Annotated in this window: 24 protein-coding genes and 1 tRNA gene; 8 read left to right on the forward strand and 17 right to left on the reverse strand. The window is 60.6% G+C overall.

The window, feature by feature from the left end; genetic code table 11:
• The first annotated feature begins 59 nt into the window (after positions 1 to 59).
• From cobU to CYA_RS10540, 3 genes are all read left to right on the forward strand, one after another.
• Positions 60 to 623 (forward strand): bifunctional adenosylcobinamide kinase/adenosylcobinamide-phosphate guanylyltransferase, encoded by a 564-nt coding sequence (gene cobU / locus CYA_RS10530; RefSeq protein ID WP_011431051.1) that lies wholly within the window; start codon positions 60 to 62, stop codon positions 621 to 623.
• A gap of 69 nt (positions 624 to 692) precedes the next feature.
• Positions 693 to 1,181: a CRR6 family NdhI maturation factor gene (locus CYA_RS10535; protein ID WP_011431052.1), complete on the forward strand. Its 489-nt coding sequence runs from the start codon at positions 693 to 695 to the stop codon at positions 1,179 to 1,181.
• A complete protein-coding gene (locus tag CYA_RS10540; RefSeq protein ID WP_099834792.1) occupies positions 1,178 to 1,723 on the forward strand; it encodes a hypothetical protein in 546 nt (181 codons plus the stop codon). Before CYA_RS10535 ends, CYA_RS10540 begins: the two co-directional genes overlap by 4 nt.
• Positions 1,724 to 1,843: 120 nt before the next feature.
• Here CYA_RS10540 and CYA_RS10545 read toward each other — a convergent pair whose 3' ends face one another.
• The 10 genes from CYA_RS10545 to CYA_RS10585 form a co-directional block, all read right to left on the reverse strand.
• Entirely contained in the window at positions 1,844 to 2,308 is a 465-nt protein-coding gene (locus CYA_RS10545) for a YbhB/YbcL family Raf kinase inhibitor-like protein (protein WP_041439166.1), read from the reverse strand.
• A 109-nt stretch (positions 2,309 to 2,417) separates the two neighbouring features.
• Positions 2,418 to 2,502 (reverse strand) — tRNA-Ser (locus CYA_RS10550).
• Between the two features lie 79 nt (positions 2,503 to 2,581).
• Entirely contained in the window at positions 2,582 to 2,998 is a 417-nt protein-coding gene (locus CYA_RS10555) for a DUF2358 domain-containing protein (protein ID WP_011431055.1), read from the reverse strand.
• Positions 2,995 to 3,792: an MBL fold metallo-hydrolase gene (locus tag CYA_RS10560; protein ID WP_011431056.1), complete on the reverse strand. Its 798-nt coding sequence runs from the start codon at positions 3,790 to 3,792 to the stop codon at positions 2,995 to 2,997. The genes CYA_RS10555 and CYA_RS10560 overlap by 4 nt, the downstream gene beginning before the upstream one ends.
• A 4-nt stretch (positions 3,793 to 3,796) precedes the next feature.
• Complete coding sequence (locus CYA_RS10565) at positions 3,797 to 5,137, reverse strand: TldD/PmbA family protein (RefSeq protein WP_011431057.1); 1,341 nt, start codon at positions 5,135 to 5,137, stop codon at positions 3,797 to 3,799.
• A 12-nt stretch (positions 5,138 to 5,149) separates the two neighbouring features.
• The gene (locus CYA_RS10570; protein WP_011431058.1) at positions 5,150 to 5,638 is read right to left on the reverse strand and encodes a DUF4351 domain-containing protein; all 489 of its coding nucleotides are present in this window, start codon (positions 5,636 to 5,638) and stop codon (positions 5,150 to 5,152) included.
• Entirely contained in the window at positions 5,639 to 6,886 is a 1,248-nt protein-coding gene (locus CYA_RS10575) for an RNA-guided endonuclease InsQ/TnpB family protein (protein ID WP_148203207.1), read from the reverse strand.
• A complete protein-coding gene (locus CYA_RS14185; RefSeq protein WP_011431060.1) occupies positions 6,774 to 7,391 on the reverse strand; it encodes an IS607-like element ISSoc2 family transposase in 618 nt (205 codons plus the stop codon). The genes CYA_RS10575 and CYA_RS14185 overlap by 113 nt, the downstream gene beginning before the upstream one ends.
• Positions 7,392 to 7,445: 54 nt before the next feature.
• Complete coding sequence (locus CYA_RS10580) at positions 7,446 to 7,904, reverse strand: hypothetical protein (protein ID WP_011431061.1); 459 nt, start codon at positions 7,902 to 7,904, stop codon at positions 7,446 to 7,448.
• A 15-nt stretch (positions 7,905 to 7,919) separates the two neighbouring features.
• Positions 7,920 to 9,380: a TldD/PmbA family protein gene (locus CYA_RS10585; RefSeq protein ID WP_011431062.1), complete on the reverse strand. Its 1,461-nt coding sequence runs from the start codon at positions 9,378 to 9,380 to the stop codon at positions 7,920 to 7,922.
• Positions 9,381 to 9,670: 290 nt separating this feature from the next.
• Here CYA_RS10585 and CYA_RS10590 point away from each other — a divergent pair, with 290 nt between their 5' ends.
• Complete coding sequence (locus tag CYA_RS10590) at positions 9,671 to 10,291, forward strand: uracil-DNA glycosylase (protein WP_011431063.1); 621 nt, start codon at positions 9,671 to 9,673, stop codon at positions 10,289 to 10,291.
• 80 nt (positions 10,292 to 10,371) lie between these two features.
• Here CYA_RS10590 and CYA_RS10595 read toward each other — a convergent pair whose 3' ends face one another.
• Positions 10,372 to 11,220, reverse strand: coding sequence for a methyltransferase domain-containing protein (locus tag CYA_RS10595; RefSeq protein ID WP_011431064.1), 849 nt, complete (start codon positions 11,218 to 11,220; stop codon positions 10,372 to 10,374).
• A 122-nt stretch (positions 11,221 to 11,342) separates the two neighbouring features.
• Between CYA_RS10595 and CYA_RS10600 the strand changes: the two genes are divergently transcribed.
• Entirely contained in the window at positions 11,343 to 12,950 is a 1,608-nt protein-coding gene (locus tag CYA_RS10600; RefSeq protein ID WP_011431066.1) for a B12-binding domain-containing radical SAM protein, read from the forward strand.
• Positions 12,951 to 12,970: 20 nt separating this feature from the next.
• Here CYA_RS10600 and rbsK read toward each other — a convergent pair whose 3' ends face one another.
• Positions 12,971 to 13,900, reverse strand: a complete 930-nt coding sequence (rbsK, locus tag CYA_RS10605; RefSeq protein WP_011431067.1) for a ribokinase — start codon at positions 13,898 to 13,900, stop codon at positions 12,971 to 12,973.
• A gap of 120 nt (positions 13,901 to 14,020) precedes the next feature.
• Here rbsK and CYA_RS10610 point away from each other — a divergent pair, with 120 nt between their 5' ends.
• Positions 14,021 to 14,332, forward strand: coding sequence for a YbjQ family protein (locus tag CYA_RS10610; protein WP_011431068.1), 312 nt, complete (start codon positions 14,021 to 14,023; stop codon positions 14,330 to 14,332).
• A gap of 5 nt (positions 14,333 to 14,337) precedes the next feature.
• Here CYA_RS10610 and CYA_RS10615 read toward each other — a convergent pair whose 3' ends face one another.
• Together CYA_RS10615 and CYA_RS10620 are read right to left on the reverse strand one after the other, a co-directional pair.
• Positions 14,338 to 15,087 carry a YebC/PmpR family DNA-binding transcriptional regulator gene (locus CYA_RS10615; protein WP_011431069.1) on the reverse strand — a complete coding sequence of 250 codons (750 nt, stop codon included), beginning with the start codon at positions 15,085 to 15,087 and terminating at the stop codon, positions 14,338 to 14,340.
• Positions 15,088 to 15,182: 95 nt separating this feature from the next.
• On the reverse strand, positions 15,183 to 15,782 hold the full coding sequence (locus tag CYA_RS10620; RefSeq protein ID WP_228375282.1) for a hypothetical protein: 600 nt from the start codon (positions 15,780 to 15,782) through the stop codon (positions 15,183 to 15,185).
• A 576-nt stretch (positions 15,783 to 16,358) separates the two neighbouring features.
• On the opposite strand from CYA_RS10620, the gene CYA_RS10625 reads away from it, so the two are divergent.
• Entirely contained in the window at positions 16,359 to 16,844 is a 486-nt protein-coding gene (locus CYA_RS10625) for a hypothetical protein (protein ID WP_041438516.1), read from the forward strand.
• Here the strand turns inward: CYA_RS10625 and CYA_RS10630 are convergent.
• Positions 16,841 to 19,006 (reverse strand): serine/threonine protein kinase, encoded by a 2,166-nt coding sequence (locus CYA_RS10630; RefSeq protein WP_011431073.1) that lies wholly within the window; start codon positions 19,004 to 19,006, stop codon positions 16,841 to 16,843. The two genes, CYA_RS10625 and CYA_RS10630, sit on opposite strands and share 4 nt — an antisense overlap.
• A gap of 427 nt (positions 19,007 to 19,433) precedes the next feature.
• Between CYA_RS10630 and CYA_RS10635 the strand changes: the two genes are divergently transcribed.
• Positions 19,434 to 20,393: an NAD(+) kinase gene (locus CYA_RS10635; protein WP_011431074.1), complete on the forward strand. Its 960-nt coding sequence runs from the start codon at positions 19,434 to 19,436 to the stop codon at positions 20,391 to 20,393.
• Positions 20,394 to 20,579: 186 nt separating this feature from the next.
• Here CYA_RS10635 and CYA_RS10640 read toward each other — a convergent pair whose 3' ends face one another.
• Together CYA_RS10640 and CYA_RS10645 are read right to left on the reverse strand one after the other, a co-directional pair.
• Positions 20,580 to 21,788, reverse strand: a complete 1,209-nt coding sequence (locus tag CYA_RS10640; protein ID WP_011431075.1) for a DUF58 domain-containing protein — start codon at positions 21,786 to 21,788, stop codon at positions 20,580 to 20,582.
• A gap of 95 nt (positions 21,789 to 21,883) precedes the next feature.
• Positions 21,884 to 23,044 (reverse strand): DegT/DnrJ/EryC1/StrS family aminotransferase, encoded by a 1,161-nt coding sequence (locus tag CYA_RS10645; RefSeq protein ID WP_011431076.1) that lies wholly within the window; start codon positions 23,042 to 23,044, stop codon positions 21,884 to 21,886.
• Positions 23,045 to 23,214 lie beyond the last annotated feature (170 nt).

Here is a 23,214-nt window from a genome sequence, read left to right on the forward strand (position 1 = left end):
GTAGAAGCTGCTAACCGCTAAGCTAACCTAGCGATAAACTTCTTCTTGACTGATGTCTAATGCCGATTGTACTTATCTGCGGCCCTGCCCGCTGCGGTAAAAGTCGGCTGGCGGAGAGCCTAGCTGCCGCTTCCGGCCTGCCGGTCGTCTATCTGGCCACCGGCCCCAAGCCCGATCCCCAAGCCGACCCAGAGTGGGCGGAGCGGGTTCAGCAGCACCGGCAACGGCGTCCTCCCACTTGGCAAACCTGGGAAACCGGGCCCGACCTGGGGGCCGACCTGCAAAAGCTGTCTCAGCCCTGTTGTGCCCTGGTGGACTCTCTAGGCGGCTGGGTGGCGCAGGGTCTGGAGTGTTCCCCGGAGGAGTGGGATCCCTTGGTGGACGCTTTCTTGTCGGCCTTGCAGAGCTGGGCAGGAAAGGCGATCTTGGTCTCAGAAGAGGTAGGCTGGGGAGTGGTGCCCGCCTATCCGCTGGGGCGTCGGTTTCGCGATCGGATGGGGGAGCTCACCCAGAAGCTGGCCCCGCTGGCAGACCAGGTGTTCTTGGTGGCGGCAGGCTTTGTTCTCGACCTAACTCGGCTGGGGATCCCGCTGGCAGGGGTGAATAGCCCAGAGCTGAGATAAGCTGCAAGGGGTTGATGCTATCCACAGCCCTGACCAGGATTCAAGGCGTTAAGGTAACTGCTTGTCGCCGTGCCAATTACCTTCCACCTACCTGCCAAAGCCATCCAGGCCTTGGATTTGACCCCGGGCCATGAATTGGTGAAAACCTTGATGGCGGATCCCGTTGGCGCCGCTCAGCAGGTACAGTGCGCCATCGATTGGCCGCGCAGCCCCGACGATCCGCGGGAGCTGTCGGAGATCCCAGAAGTGCGCCTGTGGTTCATCCGCTGGGATACGGTTTACCCCTGGATGCCCTACTTTCTCGATTGGCGCAGCGGCGAGCTGGCCCGCTACGCCGCTATGCTGGTGCCCCACCAATTCAACCCCCGCGAAGGGATCGTCTACAACCCGGAGGCGTTGGAGATCTTCGTCTACCAGAAGATTTTTGTGCTGATGCGCTGGTTTAAGCAGCAGAAACTGGGATCTGTCTCGATGCTGCGGGACATGGCCTTGGTGTTTGGCTTTGAGGTGCAACCCGAGTTTCTGAGCCTCTGGGAAGCCGAGACGGGGGAACCATGAGAGTGATGGTAGCAGACACCTGGCCTGGAAGTCGGGCAGCACCAGGAGTGGCAGAGGCCTGGCAGCAAGCGGTGCAAGCTCCTTGGGGCCTGCTCGAAGTGGATCCCAGACCTTCCGAAGCCCAGCTTAGAACCCTCTGGCAGCAGATTGCTGCCTGGAAGGGAGAGAAGGCCCCGCTGCTGGTGGTGCCTGGCAGCCTGGCCGATCCGATAGGGCCCGGCCAAACCTGGGCTGACCTAGCCCATGCCTGGGGGTTTGACGTGCTCTTGACGCTGCCCCAAGAGGCTGCTCTCAGCCAGGGAGCCGCTTTTGCAGCCTTGCTTCACCAAGCCAAGGCCCACTGCCTGGGATGGGTGTTGCTGGAATCTGAGTCGGCCTCCTCCCCAGAAGAAGAACCCGCTTTGATCTGGCAGTTGCAGGCCCACCTGGGGATCCCTGTCGTGGGTAGAAAAACGGCGGCGGGGCAAATTTTTTGGAGAGCGGAGATGTTGGATTTGCTTTCGGCAAGGCCCAGCTCCCGACTGGGGGCGCCCCTTGCTTGAGGTTCTCCCTTCCCAGCGAAGGGGATCCCCTTGCCCCTAGGACTCGTCGGCAGAAGGGAGCTGCCAAACCCTTGTCTGGCTTAGGCGCGGCGGCAAGCCGGGGCTTTAACCGCGGATCCCCTACCTTTTTCTTTGATAGGTGCCCATCAGTTGGGCCTGGGCAAGGAGGTGGCCTTCCATAGCCTGCAGCAGGGCTTCCTTCGTCGCCCCTGCAGCCAAAGACAGTTGCCGATCCAGGGCGTAGAGGGTGAAGAAGTAGCGGTGGGTGCCGCTGGGAGGGCAAGGGCCACCGTAGTCGTTACGCCCCCAACTGTTTTGCCCATGCACAGCCCCCTGGGGCAAATCGGCATCGCCGCGGATCCCTTCTGGCAGGCTGCTAACGCTGGTGGGCAAGTTGTAGACCACCCAGTGGACAAAGGTGCCCCTGGGCGCGTCTGGGTCATCCATGATTAGGGCAAAGCTCTGGGTTTCCGAAGGTGCCCCCGACCAGGCTAGGGGTGGAGAGAGATCTTCCCCATCACAGGTGTAGCGGGAGGGGATGGATTCTGAGTGGGAAAAAGCGGAGCTGGTGAGTTGCAAAGCCATAATTTCTTCAGGTTTCAGCAACTGGCCATATCCTGCCACACGAGGGGACTGGGGGGTGGAGGGATATAGGGGGTCTCCTGCAGCTTCTACCTGAGGCGGGCCTCGATGACGGAGAGAGTGGGATTCGAACCCACGGTGAGTTGCCCCACACAGCATTTCCAGTGCTGCGCCTTCGACCACTCGGCCATCTCTCCAGAGGAGAGAAAACGACTTTTTAGCGAGCCTAAAAAGTCAGCTTTGTAATCCTAGCAGAGGTGTGGACCGGCAGTCAGCTCATTTGGCAGCCCCGACTCCCAAAATCTGCAGCATCACCTCCCAGCGGGAGCAGCGCCAGTGGTCGATGTGGGATCCGATCAACCCTGCTTCGTTGATCTGGATTTCTGTCCAGCCGGGGACGCACAGGCGGGGACGCCAGGGCAAAAAAGCCAGGGATCCCCTCAGCGTCCACTCGCTGCGGATGTGGTTGCCGCTCTGGTGGATGTCGTGCAGCTCGAGGTGGATATCCTGCAGCCAGCGTCCCAGGCTTTCGACCATGGCCCGATAGCGATCCAGGCCGCGAAACTCGTTGAGGGGATCCCGAAAATAAACTTGGGGATCGTAGATGGAGTAGGTTTGATCGCAAGGAAAGCGGGCGTAATCGGCCCGCAGGATGGCCACGAGATCGGGGGCGGCCTGAGAAGGAGGGCTCACGTCTTAACCTCAGCGGGAAGGGATACCGTCTCCCCCGGGGCAGGGCAGCACAACTGGATGGATTGGCCGGTGGCAGCGTTCAGGGATCCCAGCTTTTCCCGGAACTCCTCTAGGCTCCCCAGGGGGCGGATCTGGGCGGCAAACCAGCCGTGGTAGTCCACCTCTCCCATAGCGGTGGGAATCACCTGCTGCGGGCGCAGGGCGGCCACCACCTGCAGGGCCCGCTGCGGCCCCATGATCACCTCGCCCAAGAAGGGAAAGATCTGCCCTACCACCGGGATCAGCAGGGTGTGGATGGGGGTGAACTCCTGCTGCAGCCGCGGGCGGACATCCGGTTGGGAAAGGTGGGGCTCGTAGTAAAGCCGCGTCTGGGTCGGCAGCTCCTCCAGCAAAAAGCCCAGTTCCCGCACCGGCCCCAGGGGGGCGCCAGGAACCGCTGTGATGCCTAGATCTCCCCACTGCACGGACTGCCAGGGATCCAGGGCCTGCACCCTCATAAAGCCAAGGCTCCGCGCCACCCTGGCGGCTGTTGGAGAAGCGAAAACCGGGATCTGCTTGTCCAGCCGCTGCAGGGTGGGGGGGTGGCAGTGGTCGGGTTGGCCTTGGCTGAGGAGGATACCGTCGATTTTGGGCAGGGTTTCCGGCGTGAACGGCGGCATCTGGCGGTGCTGCAGGCGGATGAACCAGGGCAGGCCAAAGAACACCAAGGGATCCACCAGCCACGGATCCAGCAGGAAAGTCTGGGTCTGGGTATGGACTAGCCAACTGTTGAGGTCGATGCGGGTGAGTTTCATGGGGCTATTGGCCGGTGATGGAAAGATCGGCTACCCAAATGCGGGGACACAGACCACTAGGAGTGATTTGTGGCTCCGGCTCGACGTAGAAAATGGACTGCAAGAGTGCTAGAAAATCCCCCGCTACTGTCGCCGCCTCGATGCTGATGCGCTCCCCCTGGCGCACCCACCAGCCCTGGAAGGGCAGGGAAAAGGATCCCTGCAGAGGCTTGACTCCGGCATGGAGAGCCTGCAGCTCGTCAATCCAGACCACATTCTCAGCCGTGGCCAGGTCGTAGGTGCTCTCTGGCGGAGCCCCGGCAAAGACGTGGTAGTAGTGGGCTGCCACCGTCACCTTGGCGCCGATATTGGCGTGCCCCGTGGGCTGGGCCCCCAGGCGTTTGGCGGTGCCAGCGCTGTGCAAAAAGTGGGTCAGAACTCCGTTGGTAATCAGGGAAACGCGGCGGGTGGGGGTGCCTTCGCCGTCAAAGCTAATCGCGCTTACGTTAGTCGGGTGCAAGGCATCGTCACACACCGAAAGCAGCGGCGAGGCAATCTGCTGGCCCAGCGAGTCGGGGGTGGACAGGCTTTGGTTGTCCAAGATGTTCTGGGCGTTGAAGAGATTGGAGAAAGCCCCCAACAGGCTTAAAAAAGCTTCCCCAGAAAAAACCACCGTATATTTCCCCGAAGGGATCTGCGCGTACTCCAGGTGGCTGATGAGCTTCTCGGCGGCTTCTTTTACGCACCCCTGGATATCCAGCTCCTCTAGGCTGCGGGCCACCCGCATGGCGCCGGCGCTGCGGGGCTTGCGGCCTTCTTGTTCTGCTTTGCCGTAGAGAAAGACCGAGGCCAGAGTGTGGCCCTCCTGGCGCAGAGCTTGGTCGCTGTTGAGGTAAAAGCGGTCGATCTGTCGCTGGGCCAGGCCGTTGTAGGGCACCCCCTGGATGGCGGGATGGGATCCCAGCAAAGCCTTCTCGGCAGCCACCAGCTGATCTAGGAGCTCGCTGGCCAGCGCCAGGGGCCTTTTGTCATTACAGGGCTGGAGAATGGGCAGCTTCGCTTCTGGACTGAATTGGGGCGCGTGTTCCCGCACGCCGAAGTGGCTGGCCTCAAAGGCCGTCTGCAGAGCTAGTTCCAGCCCTGCTTCGTCCACATCGGTGGTGGAGGTCACCCCTACCTGGCCCTGGTCGTTCCAGGCCCGCACCGTCACACTGCAGCGGTGAGAAGCTTTTACCTGACGGGGCTCCCCCTGCTCCACCTGCACGCTGGTCTCATCCACTGCGGCTCCGTAGAGATCAAACTGGGGGATCCCCAGGTGTTTGGCGCACCTTTGCGCCTGTTCGGCCAAGAGTTCAACTTGCAGCATGTCATTCCTTCTCTACCGACGGGCCAGCCAGGCGGTCAAGTCCTCCACGCTGTTGAAATCCAGCAGCGCTTCCCCCAGCGCCTCCAGTTGCGACGGGGGCAAGGCCCAAATCCTGTTTTCCAGGGCCGGGTCAAGGGATCCCAGCTTCCGCCGCAAAAGCCGCAAAACCAGCGTTGCTTCTCCATGCTGCAGTCCCTGTTGCAGTCCCTGTTGCAATCCCTGTTGCAATCCCTGTTGCAGCCCTTGCTGCAGGCCCAGTTGCAGACCTTCTTTGCGCCCTGCTTCCAGCCCCTCCCGCAAAGCTTCCGAGCGCCACTCCTGGTAGATCACCGATTCCCTCATATCCAAAGACCTCATGATTTGCCGAATCAAACCCCGATCCAATGCTAGTCCCGCCAAAACGGCTGTTGCTGCTGCCAGTTCTCGCTGCTTGCTGGGGTCTGGCAAGCGCTCCAGCTCGGCAACGACTTCTCGTAAGGTTTCTACAGGATCCTGATACATTTACGCTGAACACTGCTGAGCATTACTGCTCAGCGGTGAAGCGATAGCATTCTGTCCGTTTCCGTTGTCACTACGCGATGCTGACGCGACCGCGCTACTCGGACGGAGTCCAAACAGAAAGGCGGTATCCCGCAAAGCCCTGAGCATAACACCCAGGGCGCCTTGCCAATCTCGTGGTAGTCTGTGGTTGCACTTTGGGCATCTAAACACCTTTGCGCCACCCAACTTAGTGTGGATGTGCCCGCACTTGGTACAGGTTTTGCTGGTGTACGCTTCCGATACTTCCACGACAACCACGTTTTTCTTCTTGGCTTGAAACTTCAGGAGCTGCTTGAACCGATAGTGCGCCCAGGTGAGCATCGCCCTTGCTGTCTTGCTACCAAACTTCCTCCCTGCCTTGGCAACCATCTGGGCTGACTCGAAAGTGGGGAGGAATATCAATCGGTAGTTATCCGTTAGGAACGCCGCTACCTTGCGATGGCACTCGTCCACCAAGTTCCTGATTCTCTCCCGCAGACGAAACGCCGCTTGCCGCATTCGCCTACGCTTGGGTCGCGGTGCTTTACTCAGCCTAGATTGCAGATCGTCTAGGTGGTAGCACAGCCGAACGATCCTGCCAAAGTCCCCCTTGGCGATATCTACAAAGCCCGCCCCATCAAACCCTGTAAGGAAGCTTCTTACTCCAGGATCAAGTGCGATCACCCCCTTTGCTAACGAACACTGCTCGTTCACGGGCTCAGGAAAGATGGCATACCATCTGTCTTTCACCCGCATTAGCTCAGTTCCACGTGCCCATTCTCTGGGCATCTCCTCGGATGCACGGAACGCCAAACCTCGGGTGAGTTTCGGATACCACGTCCCATTGCGAAAGTTGCCGGCGTTGAATTGCAGCGTATGCGACCTGTCCCGCACACTGCGAAACCTCGCGTCTTTGCTTCGGCGAAACGCCAACCACGCCTCGACGACCGCGTTCTGCTTGATGTGGCAGGGGGCGTCCTTCACCCACCCGGGCAGGTCGGAGCGCAGGATGATGTCCCGCAGCTTTCTGGCCGTTTTTGGGGCACCATGCTGACGCTGATAGGCAATCGCTTGGTTGTAGCAGTACCGGCACGCCGCTTGCCACCGCTTCCAAACTTTAGCCAGCGCTGGCTCCGGATAAATCCGTATCTTTCTCGATTGCAGCCCGGTATTTTCTGAGTCCGTAGAGCCGACTACTGAAGCAGTGCAGGATGGTGAGGATATCCTCAACCAGTTCCTGTTGGGGAGAAAGGTGATCGTCATCGAGAACCAAGACTTCGCACCCGTATTGACGGCAGTACCACTCAACGAACTCAAATCCAAACCGGCAGAGTCGATCCCGGTGAGCGACCACAATTGTTCCGATATCTCCCGCACGGACTCGTTCCAATAAGGCAAGGAACTTTGGTCTTTTGAAGTCGAGACCGCCGCCAACCTCTCCGACCACTTCGGCTCCAGGATAGAGGTTAACCAGTCTTGCAATCTGTCTCTCCAAGTCTGGTTTCTGCCCTCGACTGCTGACTCGGGCGTACAAAACGACTCGTTTGTCCTTCTTGGGTGCTCTGTTCGCGTCAGCGGGCCGGAGGCCAATGTAGCTGTCGAGGTCATACCTTCTCGCCCTACCGGATGGTGTACGTACTGCATGGATCCAGCCCTTCTGTTCCCATCGCCTCAAGGTGTGGAGACACACCCCAAAATAATCCGCCGCTTCTCTCGGTTTTACATATCTAGCCATACCAAGCAGCCATACTGAACATACTGTACATTATTTTCAGTATAGTCCAGCATATCATTGACTAGAGTCATGCTCCACCTGGCTTAAGACCCGAAAAGGCAGCAGGGCTGGCCAATCGACGTTGGTTGGCAAGTTGCATTCCCACAGGCGAATGACCTCAAACTCGTGGCTCAGCCGTTCTAGGCGAAAGGAAGTTTGGAAAACTCGCTCCGAGGTCGTTTTGCGCAGATAAATCACCACCTGATGCACAGGTAGCTGTGGATATTTCCGGTAAAGGCGCAGCCGATAGTCGGCCATGCGAAAGGGGATTTCAGGATCTGGATCTGTTTGAAATTCCAGGTGCAAAATGCCCTGCTGCAGCCCCAGCAAAATAACAGAATCTGCTCGAACAGGTTCCTCCGAAAGTTCTGTGGGCAACATTTGCACCGGCTCAGCCACTTCTCCCACTAGCCAACGGGCAAACTGCTCCGGGAAGCGCTCTGCCAGGTACTTGCAGACGTTGTCGTAAGCCATGGGGGATCCCTGGGCCTAGCGCCCGCCCACGGTGATGGCGTCCACCTTGATGTGGGGCTGGCCGACGGTGACGTAGATGCTGCCGCTGACAGAACCACAGAAGCCAGGGGCCAGGCGGAGATCCTTGGAGCACATGGAGATCTTGGTCAGGATATCCTTGGCTTCCCCGATTAAAGTGGCTCCCTTGAGGGGCTTGGTGATCTTGCCGTTTTGGATGAGATAGGCTTCTTCCACGGCAAAGTTAAATTGGCCGGTGGGGCCGACGCTGCCGCCCCCCATGCGCTTGCAGTAGATGCCTTTGTCGATAGAGGCAAACAGGTCGTCCAGTTCGGCGTCGCCGGGGGCGATGTAGGTGTTGCGCATGCGGCTGGCGGCGGCAAAGGTGTAGTTTTGCCGGCGACCGCTGCCGGTGCGGGGATGGCCGGTGCGCATCGAGCCGGCCCGGTCGGCCAGGAAGTTCTTCAAAATGCCCTTTTCAATGAGCAAAGTGCGCTGGACGGGCATGCCCTCGTCGTCCACATCCAAGCTGCCAAAGGCCCCCTCGGAAAGCCCCTCGTCCCAGGCGGTGAGGTTTTTGTGGGCAATCTTCTGGCCTTTTTTGTCGGCAAAGGGGGTGGTTTTGCGCTCAATTTGGGTGGTTTCCAAGAGATGCCCACAGGCCTCGTGGAAGATGACGCCGCCAAAGGCGTTGGACATCACAATGGGGTAGGTGCCCGATTCCACGTAGTCGGCATAGAGCATCTGGCCGGCAGCCTCTGCCAGCTCCTGGCTGTGGGCCACAAGATCCCAGCGGCGCAAAAAGTCGGGATCCCCGGTGCCCCCCGCGCGCTGGCTAACGGAAGCGCGATGATCCCCGTCGGCACAGAGCAGGGTAGAGCTGACCGACTGGGTAAGGCGGATGTCGCGCACAAAGGTGCCGTCGCTGCAGGCTACCAGGATCTCCTGCCAGTCGCGGAAGTAGTTGGTGCGGCGGGACTGGATGTGGTGAGCTTGCCGCTTGAGCTCTGCGTTGGCCCGCCCCAAGATCTCCCCCATCTCGGCAAGGGAGCTGCATTCTTTGAGCCAGCCGTCTTTGCGGCGGCGCTCGGCGTAGTCCTGCAAGATCCCCAAGTTGACAGGGGAGACCAAGGCGGCAGGGCCTGGGGGGGTAAGGCCCATCAAGAGCAGGCCTTTTTCCAGGGCGGCTTTGAGGCCGGCAAAGGAGAGATCGTTGGTGCTGACGTAGCAGTCGGCCAGGCCGCGGAACACCCGCACGCCGGCGCCAGTGGCAAGCCGAGGGGTGATGCTGGTGATGGCGTCGTCTTCGGCCAGGCAGCTGATGGAGTTAACCCGCTCCAGGAAGATCTCCACCAGGTCGGCGCCAGCAGCCCGCCCCCAGCCTAAGAGAGTTGCAAGGGGATCCCGCCAGTCTTCGTCGAAGCGCTGCAGGGTGGGACGATAGTCGAGGTTGGGCAGTTCTTTGGACAAAAGCAGCATAGGAGGCCGAGAGCACTCAAAAGAGGGAAAGGGCAGGCTGAGATGCCGCCACCTTTTGTTCCCTCAGTTTAACAAGACGTAAAGGCTGCCCTTTTGGGGAAAGAGACTCCAAGCTTGACAAGGGCAGAGGAGCAGCCGAAGATCGCTGCACAAGGATCCCTCACCTTGCAATGGCTGCCAAGAAAAGATCCTCGGAGCTTCAGCCCAGCCTATTTGACGATCCCCTAGAGCCACCTGCCCCCGCTGCGGAGACGCTTCCCCAATGGGATCAGATCCCGCTCTCGGCCCAGGTGCCCATTCCCCCCGGTACCTATCGAGAACTAGAACAACTGGAGCAGCACTGCCGAGTCTGCCAGCGCTGCGAGTTGGCGGCCAACCGTACCCATGTGGTGGTGCACCGAGGCAACCCCAAGGCGAGGATTCTCATCATCGGCGAGGGGCCGGGGGAACAGGAAGATCTGCAAGGGCTGCCCTTCGTGGGCAAGTCGGGGCAGTTGCTCGATAAGATCTTGGCCTCCGTGGGGCTAGATTCCGAACGGGACACCTACATTTGCAATGTCGTCAAGTGCCGTCCCCCCAACAACCGCGTGCCCACCCAGGAGGAGATGGACGCCTGCCGGCCCTACTTGTTGGAGCAGATCCGCCTGGTGGATCCCTGGATCATTTTGTTGACCGGCGCCACCTCGGTGCGCTCCCTTCTGGGGGATAAGCGCGGCATCACCAAGATCCGCGGCGAGTGGATCCAGTGGCAGGGGCGCTGGTGTATGCCGATTTTCCACCCGGCCTATTTGCTGCGCAACCCCGACCGCACCCCCGGCAGCCCCAAGTGGCTGATGTGGCAGGATATTCAGGCGGTGAAGCAAAAGTACCTAGAACTTGCCGGCGCAACGCCGCCCCAGCCGGACTTCTGAGCTACTTTCCCTGGTATTTGGCCAGCGCCGCTACCCTCACCCCCAGCCCCTCTCCCAAGGGAGAGGGGGGTATGGGATCCCTAACTTGCAGGCTTGAAGCCGCTCAGCAGGCCGAAGCGCAGCAAGCCGCTGGCATAGGCCCGCCGCATCAGGCCCAGCCCCAGCGCCCCACGGACGGTGACCCAGCCGCTGCGCAGCAAAGCCGGGATCCACCGCCAATCGCGAGCCGAGGCGATCACCTCGTCCCAAAAGGGGGCCACCCGCTCCGACCAGTCGGCGGTGCGCAACCGCTCGAACCCCACCTGGTGGGCCAGCGCTTCATACTCCGACAAGCTGATGACATAGGGCAGGCAGTACACGTCGTAGATCTGCTGCAAAAGGCGCTCATCCTGGCGGCTCAGGGATCCCTCGCGGTGGCACCAGGTAACCACCATCATCTGCCCGCCCGGCTGCAAGACCCGCCAGCACTCGGCCAGAAACCGCCGCTTATCCGGCATGTGCTCGCCGCTTTCCAGAGCCCAGACCAGATCGAAGGTGTTGTCGGCAAAGGGCATGTCCAGGGCATCGGCCACCCAAAAGCGCACCCTGTTGCTCAGGCCGGCTGCTTGAGCGCGCTCCTCGGCCCGCTGGGCCTGGACAGGGCTGAGGGTAATGCCTGTTACCTCGGCGCCAAAGCGCCGCGCCAGCTCCAGGCTGCTCCCCCCAATGCCACAGCCGAGATCGAGGATGTGCCGGGGGGGCTTGGGATCCCCGATCTGGCCCCATTGAATGACTCGGTCGATGAGATCGATCTGGGCTTGGCGGCGATCCTTGCCGGTCTGGCCCGGCTCGTAGTAGCCGTGGTGCATGTGCTCTCCCCACACCTGCTCCCAAAGGCCAGAGGAAGCATCGTAGAAGCGGCGGATGCGTTGGTTGAGGGGAGAGGTCATCGGCAGGTGCAGGTCGGGATCCCTCTTATTCTGGACGATCTTGCCGTCCTTCCTGGCCCTGGGGGCGGGCTGGCAAAACCCCGATTAAGCTGGGAAAGTAGGCTCTTGTTGCCGCTGGGATCTTGGCCACCTCAGACTTTGCCCTCGAGCAGCTTCTCTTCACCCCGGCCACGCCCGAGCCCGACGCGGTGCGGCTGATCTACGCTTTCCCCAACACCTACTCGGTGGGGATCACCAGCCTCGGCTACCAGGTCATCTGGAGCCTGCTGGCCAGCCGCCGTGATGTGTCGGTCGCCCGCCTGTTTACCGACCTGGCCGAGCCGCTGCCGCGGGATCCTGAGCTGCTGGGCTTTTCCCTCTCCTGGGAGCTGGACTACGTCCACATCCTGGATCTGCTGGAACGACAGAGGATCCCCCTCCAGGCCGAGGCGCGGGAAGAAGCGCACCCCCTGGTTTTCGGCGGCGGCCCGGTGTTGACGGCCAACCCTGAGCCCTTTGCTGCGTTCTTTGACTTGATCCTGCTGGGGGACGGGGAGGGGCTGGTGGAGCAGATGATCCAGACCTATCGGCAGGTACGGCGGGGATCCCGCGCCGAAAAGCTGCAGGCGCTGGCCCAGGTGCCGGGGATCTACGTGCCCAGCCTCTACGAGGTGCGCTACCGCGGGCCCGACGGCCCAGTGGAGAAGGTGATCCCCAAGCTGGACGGGATCCCCAGCTCCATCCGCAAGCACACCTTCCGCGGCAACACCCTCTCGGTGTCCACCGTGGTTACCCCCAAGGCGGCCTGGGAGAGCATTTACATGGTGGAGGTGGTGCGCAGTTGTCCGGAGATGTGCCGCTTTTGCCTGGCCAGCTATCTAACATTGCCTTTTCGGGCAGCGGATGTGGAGGGACATCTGATCCCGGCGGTGGAGCGGGGGCTGCAGGTTACCCAGCGGATTGGCCTTTTGGGGGCTTCGGTAACCCAGCACCCCCAGTTTGAGGAATTGCTGGAGTACCTGGCGCAGGATCGCTTTGAGCAGGTGCGCCTTAGCCTGGCCTCGGTGCGCACGGGCACGGTTACGCCTCGCTTGGCGCAAGTGCTTTCCCGCCGCGGCAGCCAGTCCATTACCGTGGCCATCGAAAGCGGCTCGGAGCGGCTGCGCCGGGTCATCAACAAAAAGCTGGCCAACGAAGAGATCCTGGCGGCGGCTGCCCACGCCCAGGCCGGCGGCCTGAAGGGGATCAAGTTCTACGGCATGGTGGGGATCCCGGCGGAAACCCAGGCCGACCTGGAGGCCACGGTTGCTCTTTTCAAGGAGCTCAAGAAGGTGGCTCCCCGCCTGCGCTTCACCCTGGGCTGCAGCACCTTTGTGCCCAAGGCCCACACCCCCTTCCAGTGGCAGGGGGTGGATCCCCAGGCGGAGAAAAAGCTGCAGTGGTATCAAAAACACCTGCGCCCCCTGGGCGTGGAGTTCCGCCCGGAAAGCTACAGTTGGTCGGTCATCCAGGCCTTGATCTCAAGAGGGGATCGGCGGGTGGCCCAGGTTTTGCAGCTAGCACGGCAGTGGGGCGATTCCCTGGGCAGCTACCGCCGCGCCTTCAAAGAGCTCAAAGGGCAACTGCCGCCCCTGGACTTCTACGTGTACCACAACTGGGATCCGGCGGATCCCCTTCCCTGGCAACACATCGAAGGCCCTCTCAGCCTGGAGCGGCTGCAGCAGCACCGCCAAGAGGCCTTTTCCGTGTAGCATGTCGTGCCTAAAATCCCCTAGGAAGGGGATTGACGGTGAGAGCCTGAAGCGGCCAGAAACGCCTCGATCTCGGCGCGGTGGGGCAAACTGGGCTGAGCGCCAGGGCGGGTTACACACAAGGCCGCAGCGGCATTGGCAAACCGCAGGGCTTCCCTCAGGGATTTGCCAGCAGCCAGGCAAGCGGCCAAAGCACCGCAGAAGCTGTCGCCGGCAGCAGTGGTATCCACCACCAACACGGGGTGGGCTGGCAGATGGCCCCTTTCCTCCCCATCGGCCCAGACCAAGCCCGCTCCCCCCAAGGTGATGATCACTGTCGGGATCCCCTGCTGTTGCAAGGCTTGGGCCACTTTTTCGGCTTGCGCTGGCGTCTCCACTGGAGATTGGGCAAGGGCAGCGGCTTCGCTTTCATTGAGCACCAAGTAGCGCACCTGGCGCAACAGGGATCCCGGCAGGGGCACCACAGGGGCTGGATTGAGCAGGACGGGGATCCCTTGGGCAAAGGCTTGCTCTGCCACCGCCTGCACCGTGGCCAGGGGGATTTCCAGTTGCAGCAGAACCATCGCTGCCGGCGTCCAAGGAGGCAGCTGGGCGGGGGTGTAGCGACCGTTAGCGCCGGGGCTGACCACAATCCGGTTTTGCCCTGCTGGATCCACAGTGATCAGAGCGATGCCGCTGGGCCCTTCCAGCTCCCGCAGGTGGTGGGTATCGACGCCGTTCTGCTCCAGGTTCTCTTTCAGCAGGCGGCCAAAGCTGTCAGATCCCACTGCCCCCCACATCTCCACCTGGGCTCCCGCCCGTGCCGCTGCCACCGCTTGGTTGGCCCCCTTGCCGCCAGGGTAGGTGGCGTAGTCGGATCCCAGCACCGTTTCCCCAGGCCCAGGATGGCGTGGTACCTGCACCACCAAGTCCAGATTCAAGCTCCCCACTACGCGAACTAGGGCTGTCATTGGCTAGCTGAAAAACGGTGCCCTAGAGGTAGCTCATTCTAGCTCCCACCACTGGGTTGGAGAGCTTTCCACCTTGGAGAGGATTGGCTAGCTTGTGAGGGGGTGACGCGGAAACAAGCCATGCTGCTGACCACTACAGACGTGCTCCAAGGTAGAGAGGTTGAGCGTTACTTGGGCATTGTTACCGCCGAGGTAGTTTATGGCACCAATGTTCTACGGGACTTCCTTGCTAGCCTCCGCAACATCATCGGGGGACGCACAAGAACCTATGAAGAAGTTCTCGAGAATGCCCAGAAAAAGGTTTTGGAAGAGTTGGAGCAGCGAGCCAAACGTTTGGGAGCAAATGGCATCCTAGGCGTTAGCATTCATACCAACATGAGCGCGACAATGATCCTCGTTACCGCCGCCGGCACCGCCGTCAAGCTGCGCTAGAACCTTTAGGCCAGGCTCTCCATCAATGCCTCGTCGATCTCAAAGTTGGCGTAGACATTTTGCACATCATCCAAGTGGTCCAGCCGCTCCATGAGGGTCAGTACCAGCTTGGCTGTCTCGGGGTCCTCCACATGCACCTCCGTAGAGGGGATCCAGCGGATGGCCGCCTCTTGCACCTGGTAGCCTTCTTTTTTGAGGTAGGTGGCCACCTGCTCCAGCAGGGTGTAATCGCAGTAGACTTCTGCGTCGGTTCCCTCGACCTTGAGATCCTCCCCGCCTGCTTCGGCTACCGCTAGCAGCAGAGCTTCGGGATCTGTCACCCCCTCTAGGCTAATCACCCCTTTTTGCCGGAACAGCCAGCTCACGCAGCCACTTTCCCCCAGGCTGCCGCCGACTTTGCTGAAGGCCTCCCGCACCTCGGCAGCCGTGCGGTTACGGTTGTCGGTCATCGCCTCGATCAAGACAGCTACCCCCCCAGGGCCGTAGCCTTCGTAGCGAATTTCCTCCAGGGGGCTGTCGTCGGCCCAGTTGCCGGATCCCTTGGCGATGGCCCGCTCGATGGTCTCAGCAGGCATGCCTGCCGCTTTGGCTTTCTCCACGGCCGAGCGCAGCCGAAAGTTGGCGTCAGGATCGGGCAGGCCGTTGCGCGCTGCCACGATGATGGCCCGGGAAAGTTTGGTAAATAGGCTGCCCTTTTTGGCATCTACACGGGCTTTTTGCCGCTTAATGTTGGCCCATTTGCTGTGTCCTGCCATGCTGTGCACACCAGTCAAGCAACCTAAGGGAAGGGATCCCCTAACTTTGAAGCCTAAATCACCACCTGCTTAGGTCTCAACCCCAGAGGTGCAGGTCAAGGCTGGATGGGTTGCCGCTCGATTACACCCCCTGGTGGCGGTGGAGCTTCTGGCGTTGCTTGAGGCGCAGGCGTTGGTGTCTCTATAGGAGCTGGCGTGGGAGGCAAAGGAGGTACAGGCTCTTCAGGCACAGCCTCAGGCGGAGGGGTCGGGGTTGGCGGCTGAGTTAAAAAGGGCGTTACCTGTTCCAGCAGCTCGGCATAGAAGATTCCGTCCTGCTCCGGCCCAAAGCGGCCCACCGCCCAGCGGTGACGGGGCACAAACAGGGTTTGCAGCAGCACTTCCCGACTGGCGAAAGAGGGAGTGCCCACAAAGACGTAGCCATCGACAATGACACGGTTCAAGTCAGGCCGAGTTTGAAACACCCGGTCCACCTCCCGCAGCATCTCCGCATCCAGCCGCTCCAGCAGAGTTCCCAGAGTGTCTTCAGGCCTGACCAAAACCCGCACTGGAAAGCGATAGCTTTCGCATCGATACTCTCCGCAGAGCTTAACCAGCTCGTTCCGAACTCGGATCTGCACCGCCGGATCGATGTCTCTCACCGGCAGGGAGACTTCTGGCTCTGGCTGCTGTTCCGCTTCCTGGGCCCAAGTCAAGAGGTGGCCACCCCAAGCTCCCAATAGCAGCGATCCGCACAACAAGGCGAGTTCCCAACCTCCAAGGGGAAGGCTCCAGCCTGGGCTGCCTCGCTCAGGGCGTTGTGAAAGCAGGAGATTGGGATCCCGATTCTTACTCAGCGGGCTGTTCATAGGTTAACCACTACGGCGTCGATAGCTACCGCCAACTCTACCCGACATGGGCCTAGGAGGCACTAGGCTAAAACGGAGCCGCTCCTGCTGGATGTCGCTGCTCAAAGGATCAGGGGGAGGGATCGATGGATCGCCAAATCCGTTCGCTGCAGCTTGCCGAAATGGCTGTAGTCTAATCTGGAGAAGCTAATGATCCTGCAAGAGGTATCTATGGCAGCGCCAACATCAAAGGTTTGGGGATCCCCTCTGAAGCTTTTTTGGGGCTTCCTAGCCTCGGCTGTCCTCCTGGCAGGCTGTGGGGGAGCTGGAGGGACGGTGCCACCTCCAGTCAATGTTTGCGCGCAAGCCTTTCCAGCGATTTTCGAGGCCAAGAGCTTGCGCCCAGGAGCAAGGCGCAGTGGAACCTTGGGGCCAAATAGCGACTTGGAGATCTACTTTGATGAGAAGGACAATGTCATAAATGCCCGGGAAGTCCCACCTCCCCCTGGCACGTTTACCTTTTATGTCGATGGATTCCTTTACTTTCCTTCTGCAGCCAATGTTACGGGAGTTACTATCCGCCTAACCAGTCCAGTCTTCGACCCTCTGCTGGTCATCTTTGGTCTTGATGCCAACGGGAGGGCTGATCCAGAACTCTTCTTCATCAACGATGACGCAAAGCCTGGTGATTTCACCACCTCCGAGCTGACGATCCCAGTACGGCAAGACCGCTGTTACCTAGTGCTAGTGCAGAGCTACTGGGCCCAGAATTCCCGCAGCGTTGCTCCAGGTAGCCCAGGCCGAGGTCCCTATACCCTCGAGGTGGTGAGGGAAACCTCTGCCGCGCCTCCTCCTCCCCCTCCCATCCAGCAGAAGCCTGACGACAGGGAAAACGGCGGTGGCGGTGACCGAGGCGGTGTGGGTATTTAGCTCTGGCGGGTAAGCCTAATGGCAAAGCTTGCGCTGCCACAGGTGGCTGTGCCGCGAATCAAACGCCCGTCAGAGCTGACGGTACCGCTCCACGTGACAGTTGGAGTACCGCTACCCCCTATCCTGCCGCTAACAGAAAGTTGGTTGCCGATGAGCTGGCCACTGCGCTCAGAAAAGCTGGGTGAGGAAATGATAATCTGATCGCCGTTTTGCTGAATGGAAACGGTTTCCTGGATGCCAGTTGCAACATTGATCTTACACAGGGATCCCTGCCAGACAAAGGATCCTCCCTCATAGAGCCACTGACCGCTCAAGGCAAACTCTGGCGCAGGCGTTGGTGTTGCTGGGGCTGGCGTCGAGGTGGGCGTCGGGATCGGGGTGGGGGTAGGGGTAGGAGTACGGGGGACGAGCGGGGTAAAGCGAGGGATAGGGGTAAGCGTTGGTGTTGGCACCGGGGTGGGAGTGGGTGTTGGTGCCGGAGTTGGAGTGGGTGGCGGTGTCGGAGTTAGAGTGGGTGGCGGTGTCGGAGTTGGAGTGGGTGGCGGTGTCGGAGTCGGGGTGGGTGGCGGTGTCGGAGTCGGGGTGGGTGGCGGTGTCGGAGTCGGGGTGGGTGGCGGTGTCGGAGTCGGGGTGGGCTCGGGGGTAGGTGTTGGGGTGACTTCAGCGGTAGAAATCGGCTCCGGCTCTTCCTGAGTATCGCGGATTGTTGGGCGCGGCCAGAGCAAAAAGGCGGCTAGCAAAGCCACAGCGCCTCCCCCGGCCAAGACCCACTTTAGGCTGCTGCCGGAAGGCTGGAGAACCGTTGGGGGGGCGGCTTGCGGCAGGGGACGGGTAGGGGGAGTATCCGTTCGTGGTGGGACGGGGGGATCCTGAGGGGGAGCAGCCGGAAGCGTGTTGCTGGCCTGGATGACTGTAGAGGGCGTTTCGGCAGTTTCGCCTTCAACTTTGGGGGAGGGATCCGGCGCAGCTTCTGCCGAGGGATCTGAGGGGAGAGGTTCCCGCTCGGCGATGTAATAGGGGATCCCTGCACCTGCAGGCGGGATGGGGTCATCTTCGACAAGATCCAGATCTTCATCGCGGATGTCTTCAAAGGCTCCAGAAGCCGATCCTGTATTGCCGGTGGTTTTGATCGGCGGTCTGGGATCGGAAGAGGGTGGAGCCTCGTTTTGAGCCTTGGCACCGCCGGTGGGAAGAATCACGGTACTGGCCTGGCTGCTGGGGAGTTGAGTGGCCACCGTCAGCTCATAAGCCTGCAGCAGCCGCTCCCCCAGCTCCTGCATCGTCTGCGGGCGTTCGTCCGGGTTTTTCTTCAGGCAATCCATCACCACCGCTGCCAAGGCGGGCGGGATCGGCTGCGGAGTTGTCTCCGGGTTGATCTCAAGGGGGCTTTCGTAGCAATGGGCGTGGATCCAACTGTGCAATGAGTCGGTTTCCAAGCGAAAGGGCATGGATCCCGTCAGCATCTCGTAGAGCACCACCCCAAACGAGTAGATATCCGAGCGGGCATCCAGAGACTTGCCCCGTATCTGTTCAGGAGAGGCGTAACGGGCCGTGCCGATAAATCCGCCCCCTTTGTGGGTGCCTAGGCTGAGGGTGTGATCCGCCAGGGTCTTGGCCACGCCGAAGTCGAGGATTTTCAGTTGAGACGTGAGTTGGCCCTCTTGCAAGACTTGCTCGAGAAACAGGTTGCTGGGCTTGATGTCGCGGTGAATCACGCCCCGAATCTCGCGGCCATCTACCTTGGCGCGGAACGTGTGGGCAAAGTGCAGCCCTTCACAAGCCTGCAGGGCCAACCGAATGACTTGCCGAAGCGGCAGAGCCCCTTTTTCCCGCATCAGCTTGCCCAGATCCTGCCCCTTGAGGTACTCCATCACCAGGTAGGCTTGCTCGCCCTCTTGGCCGTGATCCAAAACTTTGACGATGCGGGGATGCTGTCCCAGAAGGATGCTGATGCGGATCTCTTCGGCAAAGCGGCGGCGCAAATCGATCTGGGCGTCGCCCCGGCTCAGCAGCAAGGGCGCGTGCAGGATCTTGACCGCCACCTCTTGGTGGTTGTTGTGTAAGTCCAAGGCGCGAAAGACGGATCCCATGCCGCCACCACCGATTTCTTGAATTAGCCGGTAGCGACCGCCCAAAATGCGATTGGTGAGATCAAAAGACATAGGTTTGCAGGCGCAAGAAAAGGCAGCTCAGGCCAAGATGTCCATACGATAAACCAATTGCTGGAATTCATACCCGCCCATTGCTCAGTCCAACTTCAGGGATCCCAATCTTTGACTCTCTGGAGGCCCAAGCGCTCCGCGCCGCCGGCGCGACCACCTCCAGCCCCTCTCCCAGCCCCCCTCACCCCCAGCCCCTCTCCCAAAGGGAGAGGGGAGTTAGGGATAGCGCTTTGCGCCGCCAGCGCGTGCGCGACAGCGTTGCGACAAGCCGTTTTTTATTACCATTTGGAATGACTATTTAGAGATTTTTTTAAGGATCTCCAGTAAATGTGAAAAAAGCGCAAGGGAATGCTGGGGGAAATTCAGCCTTCTGGGCAACCTTCAGCCCAAAGGGGGATGATCGGAAGGGATCCCTGCGCGAGGGCTTATGGACTTGGGCTTGGTGGTGATTGCCTACAAAGAGGGGGATCGGGAGAGCAAGGCCGCCTGTCAACTGTGTGCGGAGCAGTTGCGCCGGCGCGGCGTTACGGTGCTAACAGCCCCCACCGGCTTGCACCACAACCCCTACCCGGTCTTCCTGGAGGCCACTTCCGATCCCATCGACCTAGCTGTGGTACTGGGGGGAGATGGGTCGGTGTTGGCGGCGGCCCGCCACCTGGCCCCCCATGGGATCCCCATTTTGCCCATTCAGTCGGGGGGCAGGCTGGGGTTTTTGGCCCAGTCAGAGCGGGTGCTGCACCAGGATCCCTGGGATCGCATCCAGGCCGGAGACTTCGTCCTGCAAGCCCGGATGATGTTGCAGGCCCAGATTTGGGAGCAAGTGCAACTGGGGCAGGGGGCTATTCCTGGCGAGGGCAAGCGGCAGGGCCGCCCGGTCAGTGACGTGTACTACGCCCTCAACGAAATGTGCCTCAAGCCCATCAACCGGGAACGCCTGCCCGCCGCCATCCTGGAAATCGAAGTCAATGGCGAGATTTTGGATCAGTACCACGGGGATGGTGTGCTGGTGGCTACACCGACGGGATCCACCTCCTACACCCTGGCAGCCAACGGCCCCATTCTGGAGCCCAGCTTTGAGGCCATCATCATCACCCCCATCTGTCCCCTCAGCTTGTCCAGCCGTCCCATCGTCATCGGCGGCACGGCTACGGTGGAGATCTGGCCCCTTGCCGATCCGGAAGGGCTGACCCGCCTCTGGAGCGATGGCGTCTTGGCCCAATCGGTCAACCCCGGCCAGTGGGTACAAATTCAACGGGCTCACCTGCCGGCCAAGCTGCTGATCCTAGAAAAAGACCTCTCCTACTTCCGCACCCTGCGAGAAAAACTGCAGTGGGCCGGCAGCCGCATCTACATCCCCACCACCAACCACCGCCCGGAAGGGGGATAAAGGGATCCTAAAGTTGGGGAGCTAGAGTAGCGGAGTTTGACTCCCCTGGAATCCTCTCCCATAAGCCTCAGACTTTACCTACTCAGACACTTTTCCAGCAGTTCAACCTAAAGCTTTAAAGAGATCCGCGACTCAAGCTTTCCAAACGCTCCCCGACGGATTCCGCTATCAAAATGAGTCTGAGGTTCACTCAATTGGGATAAATTGCAGCAGGGATCCCGTGTGGATGAGATGGGCCGGGGCAGATTTTCCATCCTGGCCGGGATGGGCCAGCAGCACACAGCGATCTTGGGGGGTGAGGTTAAACCCGACAGAGGGATCAGGCTCTCTTTTCAGTTGAAAATTGAGTTGCGGATCCCCGACAAACGTCAGTTGAGCCAAGAGGGCCAATAGGCAATCTAGATGGGCCAAATCCGTTCCGAAAGGAGTCCGCTCCTGCAAGGTGGCCAACGCCACCGGGTGGCCTTCCCGGATGAGATAGGTGAGGATCCCGGCACAGCGCTCTACGGCCCGCTCCAGCTTGTTGCGATGCGCTTCAGGGCCTTCTCCCCGCGGCTGCCAGCGGTTTTCAAAACAGAGGACAATGGCCTGGGAACGGGGACGCTCCAGCTCGCGCACGACCAGTTGATCCCGTTTGGCCGAGATCTTCCAGTGCACCGAGCGCACATCATCTTGGGGACGATAAGGCCGCAAGCTGAGATAGTCCCCCTCCTGGCCCGGCTGAGGGCGCAACCGGCTGCCGCCGCTGAACTGATCCGGCAGCAGCAAACCCTGCACAGGGGCAGGCCGAGGAAACACGATCACCGTCTGCGCATCCTCAATTTCCACTGCCTTGCGGAAGAGTTCAAAGGGAAAGCTGGTGGCAATTTCAAAGCCCTGCAGCCGCCACGCCCCTCGCCGTGAAAAAGTGTGCTGATAGAAGGTATCTAGCTTGGCGCCGGGATCCAAGCGCAAAACGTAGCTGGAAGGCCAATCGGCCCGCCTGAGCCCCTCAATGCGCTCGCTGACCTGTAGGGAAAAACTGGGCAGGCGCCGTTTGCGGTTGACCAGCGTCAGCCCCACCAAGACCGGCTGGCCGGCAAAAATGCGGCTGGGCAACTGCCGGCTCACCTCCAGATCTTTGAGGGTAAGCTCGGAGAGCATGCCGCTGAGGAGAATGAGGCTGAGCAGCATCCCCAGCACCAAGTAAAGGGGATTGTTGCCGGTGTTGAAGGCGGCAATGCTTACCAAGAGGGTGATCCCAACAAACCGCCCCCCGATGCGGGTAAAGCAGAAGCGGCGCAGAAAACGAACCCGCTGCCTTGAGGACAACTGGGGAGGGCGGATCCCCAACTTCCGCGGCCACTGCAACGATTGCAGGAGTTGAAGTGCCGTTTGGCTAAGTTTCAATAACATTTGCCTGCCTCCTCTGCAGCCCTGTACCGCTAATTCTTGCTCCCCAACCCTCCGCGCAAGAATACCCGTATCTTGCAGCGTAAAGGGATCAGGCACTAGGAGCAGGTTTGTTCGGTGAGGATTTGGGCAATGGCCGCAGCCACCCGCTCCTGTTGTTGGAGAGTCAACTCAGGAAAACAGGGCAAGGACAACACTTGAGCAGCACAGAGCTCAGCATTGGGCAGATCCCCAGGTTTGTACCCCAACTTTTTGCGGTACACCGGCTGCAGATGCAGCGGGATGGGGTAGTAAACGCGGCTGGCAATGCCCCGCTCCTGCAACTGCTTTTGCAACCGGTCGCGCCGCCGCGAGTCCGTCGAGTCGGAACCAGGCACCCGCACCGTGTACTGGTGCCACACCGAGTTGCCCCCCACCGCCACCTGGGGCAGGATCAGCCCAGGGATCCCCTGCAACAGGCGGTGATAGGACTCGGCAATCCCCTGCCGCCGCCAGTTCCACTCCCGCAGGTGGGTCAACTTAACCGACAGGATCACGGCTTGCAGCGCGTCGAGGCGGCTGTTGAGGCCGATGTGCTCGTGCTGGTATTGGCGAGTCTGGCCGTGTTCTTTAAGAATGCGAACCTTGCGGGCCAATTGTGGATCCCGGGTCACCACCGCCCCACCATCCCCTGCTGCCCCCAAGTTTTTGGTGGGAAAAAAGCTGAAGCAGCCGATATCTCCCCAGGTTCCCACCGGCCTGCCCCCCCAACAGGCCCCCACCGCCTGGGCGCAATCTTCTATCACGGCCAACCCATGTCGCCGCGCGATGGCCAGAATCTCGGTCATGTTGGCCGCCTGGCCGAACAGATGCACCGGGATCACCGCCTTGGTGCGGGGGGAAATGCTCTTTTCCAGAAGCTGGGGATCCAGGTTAAAAGTGCAGGGATCCACATCCACAAACACCGGCCGTGCCCCCACCAAGTCGATAGCCTCGGCGGAGGCAAAAAAGCTAAAGGCAGTGGTGATCACCTCGTCACCTGCTTGGATCCCAAGGGCGCGCAAGGCCAGCACCAAAGCATCGGTGCCGGAATTGCAGCCAACAGCCTCCAGGTCCCCGCCGCCAAGAAACCGAGAGAATAGCTCCTCAAAACGCCGCACCGCCTCTCCCCCGATGTACTGGCCTGAGGCCAGCAACGCCTCCACCTCGGGCAGAAGGGTTTCAGCCAGAGCGCGGTATTGCAAGGTCAAGTCCAGCAGCGGAATAGGCTCATCCGTCACGGTGCTGCCTTTTGGGAAGGTAGCGGCCACAGCCGATTATCGAGGATGAGAGCTTTCGACACTCCCACCAACTAAAGAAAGCTGGAGAATTCTTACCCAGTCCGTTGCTGGACTCGTAAAGGCGTTGTCAAGCCGCCTCTAGACAGCTCTCACGGCCCTGTCCCGCTAGC

The sequence above is a fragment of the Synechococcus sp. JA-3-3Ab genome (genome assembly GCF_000013205.1).
In the GTDB taxonomy this organism is placed as follows: Bacteria; Cyanobacteriota; Cyanobacteriia; order Thermostichales; family Thermostichaceae; genus Thermostichus.

Excerpts from the sequence above, each read along its gene's own strand:
- cobU (WP_011431051.1), top strand. The coding sequence starts at position 60 with ATGCCGATTGTACTTATCTGCGGCCCTGCCCGCTGCGGTAAAAGTCGG.
- CYA_RS10540 (WP_099834792.1), top strand. The coding sequence starts at position 1,178 with ATGAGAGTGATGGTAGCAGACACCTGGCCTGGAAGTCGGGCAGCACCA.
- CYA_RS10545 (WP_041439166.1), bottom strand. The coding sequence starts at position 2,308 with ATGGCTTTGCAACTCACCAGCTCCGCTTTTTCCCACTCAGAATCCATC.
- CYA_RS10560 (WP_011431056.1), bottom strand. The coding sequence starts at position 3,792 with ATGAAACTCACCCGCATCGACCTCAACAGTTGGCTAGTCCATACCCAG.
- CYA_RS10565 (WP_011431057.1), bottom strand. The coding sequence starts at position 5,137 with ATGCTGCAAGTTGAACTCTTGGCCGAACAGGCGCAAAGGTGCGCCAAA.
- CYA_RS10570 (WP_011431058.1), bottom strand. The coding sequence starts at position 5,638 with ATGTATCAGGATCCTGTAGAAACCTTACGAGAAGTCGTTGCCGAGCTG.
- CYA_RS14185 (WP_011431060.1), bottom strand. The coding sequence starts at position 7,391 with ATGGCTAGATATGTAAAACCGAGAGAAGCGGCGGATTATTTTGGGGTG.
- CYA_RS10580 (WP_011431061.1), bottom strand. The coding sequence starts at position 7,904 with ATGGCTTACGACAACGTCTGCAAGTACCTGGCAGAGCGCTTCCCGGAG.
- CYA_RS10585 (WP_011431062.1), bottom strand. The coding sequence starts at position 9,380 with ATGCTGCTTTTGTCCAAAGAACTGCCCAACCTCGACTATCGTCCCACC.
- CYA_RS10595 (WP_011431064.1), bottom strand. The coding sequence starts at position 11,220 with ATGACCTCTCCCCTCAACCAACGCATCCGCCGCTTCTACGATGCTTCC.
- rbsK (WP_011431067.1), bottom strand. The coding sequence starts at position 13,900 with ATGACAGCCCTAGTTCGCGTAGTGGGGAGCTTGAATCTGGACTTGGTG.
- CYA_RS10610 (WP_011431068.1), top strand. The coding sequence starts at position 14,021 with ATGCTGCTGACCACTACAGACGTGCTCCAAGGTAGAGAGGTTGAGCGT.
- CYA_RS10615 (WP_011431069.1), bottom strand. The coding sequence starts at position 15,087 with ATGGCAGGACACAGCAAATGGGCCAACATTAAGCGGCAAAAAGCCCGT.
- CYA_RS10630 (WP_011431073.1), bottom strand. The coding sequence starts at position 19,006 with ATGTCTTTTGATCTCACCAATCGCATTTTGGGCGGTCGCTACCGGCTA.
- CYA_RS10635 (WP_011431074.1), top strand. The coding sequence starts at position 19,434 with ATGGACTTGGGCTTGGTGGTGATTGCCTACAAAGAGGGGGATCGGGAG.
- CYA_RS10640 (WP_011431075.1), bottom strand. The coding sequence starts at position 21,788 with ATGTTATTGAAACTTAGCCAAACGGCACTTCAACTCCTGCAATCGTTG.